We start from the raw sequence: 1,022 nt of genomic DNA, 5'->3' as shown, positions 1-1,022 counted from the left end.
TACCATCGTGACCTACCGCTGATGGTCAATGCGCTCGGTTTTTATGGTCAAGTGGCGTTATTGAAAGGGCGTTCCAACTATTTGTGTTTAGATCGCTTAAGTCGCCAGATGGTAGAAAGCCACACCAACGAATCCGACCCAACATTGTTGACTCAATTGGTGAAGGTGAGGTCTTGGTCCTCAGAGACAAAAACCGGTGACTTAGGTGATTGTGAAGATTTGCCTGAAGACAGCATGATCATCCCAACGATTACCTCGACAAACGATAACTGTTTGGGGAAAGAGTGTCCCAGTTATACTGATTGCTTTGTCTTGAAAGCTCGTAAACGTGCAATGGATTCTGACATCGTCGTGGTGAACCATCACTTGTTTCTCGCGGATTTAGCCATCAAAGAGACAGGTTTTGGTGAGTTGATCCCAGAAGCCGATGTCTTTATTTTCGACGAAGCTCATCAGCTACCAGACATTGCCAGTGAATATTTCGGGCAATCGGTATCGAGTCGCCAAATTCATGACCTCGCCAAAGACATTGAAATCGCGTATCGCACCGAAGCAAAGGACATGCGTCAGCTGCAAAAAGTTGGGGATAAACTACTTCAAAGTGCGATGGATATGCGCATCGTTCTGGGTGAGCCGGGTTTTCGTGGCAACTGGCGAGAAGCGATGCAGTCTGAATCCATTAAGCGCGAATTGGTTCGTTTAACTGACAGCCTAGATCTGGCGATTGATGTGCTCAAATTGGCACTTGGTCGCAGCCAATTGTTGGATACGGCTTTTGAGCGTGCGAACTTGATCAAAGGTCGGATCGAGCGTGTGTGTGATGTTGACATCACCGGCTACTCTTACTGGTACGATACGTCACCGCGTCATTTTACTCTGCATATTACTCCGTTATCGGTGGCAGATAAGTTCCATGAACAAATTGAAATCAAGCAAGGTGCGTGGATCTTCACCTCGGCAACGGTTGCGGTTTCTGGTGACTTTAATCACTTTACCGATAGTCTTGGCTTAAAACCTAAACA

At 46.7% G+C, this 1,022-nt stretch carries 1 protein-coding gene; it reads left to right on the top strand.

The genetic code is table 11. The features are described 5' to 3' along the window. A partial coding sequence (locus tag R7Z77_RS24240; RefSeq protein ID WP_318136913.1) for an ATP-dependent DNA helicase occupies positions 1–1,022 on the top strand: 1,022 nt, incomplete at both ends.

The sequence above is a fragment of the Vibrio sp. 1401 genome (genome assembly GCF_033340295.1).
This window is presented reverse-complemented; position numbering and strand designations above follow the sequence as displayed.